At 65.2% G+C, this 6762-nt stretch carries 13 protein-coding genes and 1 pseudogene; 1 reads left to right on the forward strand and 13 read right to left on the reverse strand.

Going from position 1 to position 6762, the window contains the following annotated elements; all coding sequences use genetic code 11:
* The coding region (locus tag Q5H31_RS07925) for a hypothetical protein (RefSeq protein ID WP_302457657.1) at positions 1 to 206 on the forward strand (206 nt) is incomplete at its 5' end.
* A gap of 210 nt (positions 207 to 416) precedes the next feature.
* Here the strand turns inward: Q5H31_RS07925 and Q5H31_RS07930 are convergent.
* The 13 genes and pseudogenes from Q5H31_RS07930 to Q5H31_RS07990 all read right to left on the reverse strand — a co-directional run bounded on the left by Q5H31_RS07930 (position 417) and on the right by Q5H31_RS07990 (position 6721).
* A complete protein-coding gene (locus Q5H31_RS07930) occupies positions 417 to 1439 on the reverse strand; it encodes an FIVAR domain-containing protein (RefSeq protein WP_302457658.1) in 1023 nt (340 codons plus the stop codon).
* A 24-nt stretch (positions 1440 to 1463) separates the two neighbouring features.
* Positions 1464 to 2375 (reverse strand): hypothetical protein, encoded by a 912-nt coding sequence (locus Q5H31_RS07935; RefSeq protein ID WP_007056077.1) that lies wholly within the window; start codon positions 2373 to 2375, stop codon positions 1464 to 1466.
* Positions 2376 to 2403: 28 nt separating this feature from the next.
* Positions 2404 to 2634 (reverse strand): hypothetical protein, encoded by a 231-nt coding sequence (locus tag Q5H31_RS07940; protein ID WP_007056112.1) that lies wholly within the window; start codon positions 2632 to 2634, stop codon positions 2404 to 2406.
* A complete protein-coding gene (locus tag Q5H31_RS07945) occupies positions 2634 to 2888 on the reverse strand; it encodes a hypothetical protein (RefSeq protein ID WP_014485609.1) in 255 nt (84 codons plus the stop codon). Before Q5H31_RS07945 ends, Q5H31_RS07940 begins: the two co-directional genes overlap by 1 nt.
* 69 nt (positions 2889 to 2957) lie before the next feature.
* Positions 2958 to 3551: a ParA family protein gene (locus tag Q5H31_RS07950; protein WP_007052734.1), complete on the reverse strand. Its 594-nt coding sequence runs from the start codon at positions 3549 to 3551 to the stop codon at positions 2958 to 2960.
* 135 nt (positions 3552 to 3686) lie between these two features.
* Complete coding sequence (locus Q5H31_RS07955) at positions 3687 to 4160, reverse strand: WhiB family transcriptional regulator (protein WP_014485610.1); 474 nt, start codon at positions 4158 to 4160, stop codon at positions 3687 to 3689.
* Positions 4151 to 5032, reverse strand: coding sequence for a hypothetical protein (locus Q5H31_RS07960; RefSeq protein WP_302457659.1), 882 nt, complete (start codon positions 5030 to 5032; stop codon positions 4151 to 4153). The genes Q5H31_RS07955 and Q5H31_RS07960 overlap by 10 nt, the downstream gene beginning before the upstream one ends.
* A 336-nt stretch (positions 5033 to 5368) precedes the next feature.
* Positions 5369 to 5521 (reverse strand): annotated as a pseudogene (locus tag Q5H31_RS08245) (helix-turn-helix domain-containing protein); the annotation flags it as partial.
* Positions 5518 to 5718, reverse strand: coding sequence for a hypothetical protein (locus Q5H31_RS07970; protein ID WP_118214155.1), 201 nt, complete (start codon positions 5716 to 5718; stop codon positions 5518 to 5520). The pseudogene Q5H31_RS08245 and the gene Q5H31_RS07970, both read right to left, overlap by 4 nt.
* Positions 5705 to 5869 (reverse strand): hypothetical protein, encoded by a 165-nt coding sequence (locus Q5H31_RS07975; RefSeq protein WP_165499189.1) that lies wholly within the window; start codon positions 5867 to 5869, stop codon positions 5705 to 5707. Before Q5H31_RS07975 ends, Q5H31_RS07970 begins: the two co-directional genes overlap by 14 nt.
* Positions 5866 to 6012, reverse strand: coding sequence for a hypothetical protein (locus tag Q5H31_RS07980; RefSeq protein WP_022527636.1), 147 nt, complete (start codon positions 6010 to 6012; stop codon positions 5866 to 5868). Before Q5H31_RS07980 ends, Q5H31_RS07975 begins: the two co-directional genes overlap by 4 nt.
* Positions 6000 to 6383, reverse strand: coding sequence for a hypothetical protein (locus Q5H31_RS07985; protein ID WP_007052740.1), 384 nt, complete (start codon positions 6381 to 6383; stop codon positions 6000 to 6002). The genes Q5H31_RS07980 and Q5H31_RS07985 overlap by 13 nt, the downstream gene beginning before the upstream one ends.
* Positions 6380 to 6721, reverse strand: coding sequence for a hypothetical protein (locus Q5H31_RS07990; RefSeq protein ID WP_007056122.1), 342 nt, complete (start codon positions 6719 to 6721; stop codon positions 6380 to 6382). Before Q5H31_RS07990 ends, Q5H31_RS07985 begins: the two co-directional genes overlap by 4 nt.
* Between the last annotated feature and the right edge of the window lie 41 nt (positions 6722 to 6762).

A 6762-nucleotide genomic window follows, 5' to 3' on the forward strand; every position in this document is an offset into this window, starting at 1 on the left:
GCGACGACGCCGCCGGCACCAAGCGTGGCGATCGCAGCCACCGCCGCGACACCGGCCTTCATCATCTTCCTGCCAAAGTTCATGTAAATGAACCTCCATTAACCTTGTCTGTTCATCCCCTCCCCTCAAACTTTCCGGTCAAGGCCCCGCCGCCTCTTTTTTCAAAGGGTGGCGGGGCTTCCGACCGCAGGAATAACGGGAGGTAGCCACCGGTTGGCCCGGCAGCCACCAACAAGCCTCACAGACGACACGCCGAACCACGGAGCATGGCGTCTACAAAAATCCGGAAGTATTTCCCGGCAATACGGGTACACGGGAATGCGGGGGCACAGGTTCACAGGGAAAAGAGAACTTGGAAATAAAAAGGGTCTTGCCCGAAATTCGAGCAAGACCCTTATGGACTTTATTGATAGTCGTTAATGATGAATCAGACCGTCGCTTGATGGTGGAGGACAATCAGTAGTACATCCGTGTCCTCCGCTGATTGGTCCGCTGGGGGCGGAGCCGCCGGCCGGGCCGGAGCCGGACGTGGAGCCGGAGCCGGTGCCGCCCGATGTGGTGCCACGGTATGTGTTGGAGCCGGAAGCGGAGCCTTCCGTGCGCCTGTACGCGCCGCCGGAGTAGGAGGAGCCGCCGTTGTAGGCGGATTGGGCCTGCGCCTGAGCCTGGGCGGCCGCTGCGGCGGCTTGCGCATCCGCGTCCGTCTTTGCCTGGACGCTCGCGTTCACGCCGTTGATGGCATCCTCCACCGTCTTGCGCGCCCCGTCGATCTTCGCCGGATCGTTCCCGTCCTTCAGCCCGTTCGCCGCGTCGATGGCGTTCGACAATGCGTCGCGGGTGGCGTTGTCCGCGACCTTGCCGTCCGAATCCGCGAGCAGCTTCGACGCCTCGTCCAGCTTCGCCGTCAGATTCGTTTTCGCGGTTTCCAGGGTCTTCGCGGCCTTGGATTCGGCGACGGCCCTCACCGCCTTCGATAGGCTCTTCTCGTGGGTCTCGTACCAGTCGGCCTGTTCATTGAGCTTCACGGTGGCGGCATCCAGTCCTTGCGCGTCTTCGGCCACGCAGCCCTCGTATTCGGGTGCCATGGCCTTGAGCTCCTTGCCCAGGGATTCGACGGTCTTCGAGTCCTTGACCTGTTCGGCCTTGACGGCGGCGGCATCGGCGGCATCGCCGTTGAGCAGCGCGTTGTATTCGTTGGCATTGTTGCGCACGGTGTCGGCGGCGGCGGCGCACGCCTCCTTGGCCTCGGCGAGCTTCGCGCCGCTGTAAGCGTTCCAGCCGATGATGCCGGCCGCGACCAGAATCACCGCGCAGACGGCCGCGATCAGGGGCGGCAGCCACTTCGGACGCCTGCTTCCATCCTTGCTTGGCTCTGTGATGTTCTCGGCGGGTGTTTCGACGGGTTCGAGGATTTCCGTCTTGTCGTTCTCGTTCATCATTGTTCTCCTTGCATTGATAACGCTTTATTGATCTGCCGGGATACCCGCGTTGGATTGCAGCGTTTCCCGCGCGATGTCGAGTAGCCGCTCGTCGCGGCCGGGTTGGGCGTCCGCTGTGTGGGGGAGCCAGTCCTGATCGACGTCGAGGGTCAGGTCATCGAAGGCCTGTTGCCCGTCATCGCGGCCCAGCAGGCCGCGTAGCCTGAACGTCTCGTTCATGTGCTGTCCGTCCCATTCGATGCGCCGGGCGTACAGCAGGAAATCCAGAGTAAGGAACCCCGGCCCGGCCTTGTCCACCTGCACGTACCGGGAGCGCGTCGGTGTGAATCTCACCTGCGGCACGCCTTTCAGCCGTTCGTGCAACGGGCTGTCCGGCACGATGTAGCGTTTGACCAGGTTCTGTCCGCCGGCCGCGAAGAACAGCATCTGCGGCAGATTGCCGTAGGTCGCGTCGTAGTAGCGCCATCCTTGGTCGTCCCGCCATTTGCGAAGCATGTCACGGGCGGCCCCCGGCCCCAGATGGATGCCGGAGAACCGTTCCCACGCCAGCGACACCCGGTCGAACTCACCGCGCATGAGACCATACAGGGCCCGCCCGGTCTGGTCCTTCGGATGACGTCTCGCTCGGGTGTCCGTCCGATGGTTCGGATCCGCATACGGGCAGTGCAGGTAGGCGTCCTCGTCGTAGCGGCACAGGCCCGGCACGTCGCCCCGGTGGTGTCGCCCGTAGGGCCGGCGCGCACGGCTTTCCTCCTGCCGGCGGAACAGGCCGACGATCTGGATGGGATTGTCGCACAGTGGGCACACCGCGTAGTAGGACGGCCCCTTGTCGCCGTCACGACGCCACGGGGCCACGCCGCCGGTGCACCTCATGTATGACTCCTGGCTGATCACGATGCTTTCCGCCCTTCCCGGCCATGCCTTGAACGCATCCATAGTCGGCCCCCCTCGCCGCGCATCGTCGTCATCGATACCTCCTGTTGATTCTAACCCACCAATCCGCCGGCAGCTCGGGCACCGCGCCCTCGCGTTCGGCGAACGCGAGGCACGCGAGCACCGTGCGTAATCCCAACGGGAACTCCCGTCGTCCCTGACGCATCAGGAACGTCCAGTCCTCCGTGCACTCCTCGCAATCCGAATGGTCCATGATCCCGCGACGGGCCAGTGCGGCCCGCTCCTCGATGTCATCCGTCATCATCCACTCCTTCTTCCGTCTTGCTTCGCCTCGGCCCTTGCATCCGCCGCGTCGAGGGGAGGGCAGTCGCGTTCGATCCATGCCGTGAGCATGTCGCGGATGGTGGTGCCGCGTCGCACGGCCTCGGCCTTGAACCGTTTCTTGAGCATGGGGTCGAGCTCCACCGTGATCTTGGGCAGCTTGACCGGTTTCTTGTAGTCGGTGAGGGTCGATGCCAGCATGTTCTTCGTGGTCATCGGCTTGTTGATCTCCATGATGTTGTTCCTTTCCGTGTCCCCGTGTCCACGGGTTTGCGTGGACACGGGTTTTCGGTTCTGCGGGTGTCAGGCGTTGAATGCGTCGCTGAGTTCCTTGGCGATAAGCCCGTAGCCCGAGGCGGACGGGAACCGGCCCTCGTCCGGCGCGAGACGCATGGCCTCCTTGTACGGGATGGTCTCCCTGCAATGGGCCAGTCCGTTCTCGGCCAGGAACTCCTCGGCGTGCCTGAGGCTGCGCGTGCCGTAGCGGGTCTGGGTCAGCAGCACCGAGGAGGGCTTGTTGATCTGCCGGATGGTCTCCAGCATGCGTTCCAGGTCGATGGGGCCGGTGGTGGTGACGAGCAGCACGAGGTCGGCCGCGTCCACCGCCGCCTCCACCAGATCGGTCTGCAAGGGAGGCGTGTCGATCAGCACCCATTCCTCCTCGGCGGGCGCGGCGACGGTGAACCGGTTGACGACCTCCACTCCGAAGGGCAGTGGGCGGCCGGCCGATAGGGCCTTGTGCGCCCACAGGGTCGCCGCGCCGGACGGGTCGGCGTCGCGCACCGTCACGGTATGGCCCAGTCGGGCGAGTGCTTCGGCGGTGCCGATGGCGCTGGTGGTCTTGCCGACCCCGCCCTTGAGGTTGACGAAGGCCACCGTTTTCGTGTTCGTGGTCATTGGGATTGTTCCTTTCATTCGGGTTTCCGGCTTCCCGTGTCCACGGGTGCACGGTTCCACGGTTTGCCGCGTATACGGGTTTCCGGAATGGTTCGTCCTTATGGGGGCGGACCGGTTATCTGTATCGGATTGTCTTCAGAAGAGGGTGTCCTGCATCGGTTCCTGTGTGGCGGCGGCCGGGGCCTTCGCCTTGCCGGTCGAGCGTGTGGTGGCGCGCCATCGTTGCTGGCGTGCGTTGCGCTGCTCGGTCTTGCGGCGTTTGCATTCGCGTTCGCGTGCCGCCGCCACGATCTCTGGGTTCTCGCGGATGTACCGGGCGAGCCGCCGTTCGGCGGTCGGGTCGTCGGGGTCGAACCGGAATCCGGCCTCCTGCGCGGTCTTCAGCACCTGGCGTCGGGCGCGCAGGGGCAGTCCGCCGTAGATGCCGTACTGGTCCCGGACCATGATGCCGAACGCGAGGCATTCGGCCCTGACCGGGCAGGCCTCGCAGATCCGCACCGCCGCGCGGCGCAGATCGTATTGGGTTCGCTGGTTGGGAAGGTCGTCGGGCCCCCACATGCGGTCCGACCACGAGTCGGGGAAATCCGCGCATTCGCCTTTCAGGAACATGCCGGCACCTCCTTCGGCCCACGGCCGCCGATGAAGCCGAAACGGACGGATGCCGGCCCGGTCTCGGCCGGCTTCCGCCGCCCGAAGCCGTCGTCCTCCTCCCTGGATTCCGCGTCCAGGAAGGCGCGGCCCGCCCGCAATGCCTCCAGCACGGCATTGCGTTCGCCTTCGGCATCGTTCGCGGGGACGCGCTTCAACAGCCGGCGCAGGGTGCGCGGTGCCTCGAACCCGTCATTGCCCGCATCGAAGTCGTAAGGGTCGAGCAGTTTCCACACGCGCCGGTCCAGGTTGTCGGGGATGCCGTAGTTCGGCACCTTCGGCGTGGATTCCGCGCTCGGCGGCTGCGCCGTTTCGCCCTTGTCGGCGATGACGCCGTGTCCGGCGAGCAGGCGACGCCCGTGGGGGTCGTCGGCCATCTGGAGGCATACCTGGTCCCAGTGCCGTGCGAGGGAGCGGGGGCCGGTGAGCGTGCGACGCCAGAAACCGTCATACGGTTTGCCGGAAGCGTCGCCCTTGTCGGTCTTGGAAGGCGGCAGCGACACCCATTCGGCCACGGCCAGCACCAGTGGCATGCCGTGGCGGGCGATCAGCCGTCGGGCGGCGTCGAGTTCGCGTTTGCCGGGCCGGGCCAACGGTTCGGGCACCGGCATCGGCGGCATGGCGCGCAGCCCGTCCGCCATCGTGCGGCACACCGCCTCCGCGTCGGAACCAGCCCCGGCGGATTCGCTGCTTGGGGGTTCGGCTCCGGCGGCGTCGGCCCATGAACCGTCCTCGCGGATTCCGTCATCGTCCGGGGAGGTCTCTCCGCTTGCGGGGAGATGCCCCGTAGGGGCAGAGGGGTTATTACGTACTAGGGACGTACTGTGGCTCACCAGGTGAGCTGGGGGTGGGGTCACAGCTGTGAACCGTGGTTCACCCGTGAGCTGGGGTTTTCCCGTGTCCCCGTCGACATAACCACGGTCCACATGTGAGCCGGGGTTTCCCCTCGCCCTGTTTTCCGTGGAAGGCCGTCCGCCTCGGGTCGAGTCGATGTCGTTCGAGTCGAAGAAGTCGGAATCGAGCTCCAGACGGTTCCCCAGGCACAGATCCCACACGACGGGCCGGTGCCACTCGCTGAAATGCCCGGCCTGGCGTTGGTCGCCGCGACGGATCAGCCCGTTCGCTTCCAGCCATGACAGGTGGCGTTTGACCGTGCTCACGCTGCACTTGCACCACGCGGCCAGCTTCCTGTGCGTCGGATGCGCGTTGCGCCCCTCGTCGTCGGCCACGTTCGCCAGACACATCAGCACGCGCGCGGCACCGTTGTGCCTGGCGTCCACGGGCGCGAACCTGAGCGCCCAATCGACCGCGTTCACGCTCATTCGGCACCCCCTCGGCGGGAGTCTTGCAGACGTGCGCGCAGCATGGGCACGCGCGGCACGGGAACGTCGAGCATCATCGACAGGTAGAAGTCGTGGCTGCCGTCCGACGGGCAGGCCGCCAACAGGCCCGAAGCGAACCCATGGGGCGGGAAGCCGCCATGACGACCGGCACGCTCAAGCGTTTCATGCGCTCTCATGGCTCTCCTCACTCACGGAACCGGCCGACTCCTCACGCCAACGGGCCTCAAGCATGTCGCGGCGCGTGGCCGCGCGGCACAGGGCGAACGTCATCAGACAGGACGCGGCGAAAACGAAAACGACGGCGATCACGAGTATGAGGCGCATCATCGGCCCGCCCCCATCGATCGCGCGAGGGAGGCCAGCAGACGGACCACAAGAAGCACGATGCCGACTGCCAGACGCAGGAACGGCAGCAACAGGCCGAAACAGGCCACCGCAAGCACCACGAACAGCAGGATCACCAATTCCACCACTCATCACCCCCGCTCACCGAAGGATGCCTGAGCATCGAGAACACCGCGTCATCGCCGCTGAGGGCCTCCACGTCGCGCATCAACGCGTCGATCTCGTCGGACACCATGCCCGCACCGGCCTCGTAGCCGCGGTTGAACACGCAATCCGACGGACCGCCATGGATCAGACGACGGTTCACCGTCCGAGCCGGCGACGAAGCGTTCCGCACGTCACGAAGCGCGTCATGCCGGCCGATCAGATAGGCGACCGCCATGACCTCCCTCACGGTCATCGACGCATCCACGGACAGGGACAACAGGGACATGTAGTCCCGGAAATTCGAGCGCTCCTCGTTATCGAGGGAACGCGCGCCAACGGTCATGGTCATTGCCTCACCTCCGCGTGAAGGGACCAGAAAGCGAAATCCCAGGCATCGCGCGAGTTACGGTCGCACCAGCAACCCACACAAGCCAGGCCGCAGGCCACCGGCACCAAAGCGAATCCCGGCAGAAGCAGATTCCTCGCGGCAAGCAGAATCGCCAGAAAAACCACGCACGACAACGCGGCCAGCATCCAGGAGACAAGTCCCAGCAGCTCGTAGCGCCGGGCAGAACGTCGCCAATACAAAGATTCGGAAAATGTAGACGCCATGTCCCGCGAACCATTCGCGGGGGCGTTACCATCAAAATCAGAAGTCGGCACAGCGACTTCGGTTACACTAGACATTTGTGCAGCCTCCATAATCTAAAAGGCAATGCGAACGATTC

It is taken from the genome of uncultured Bifidobacterium sp., assembly GCF_959020155.1.
GTDB lineage: Bacteria > Actinomycetota > Actinomycetes > Actinomycetales > Bifidobacteriaceae > Bifidobacterium.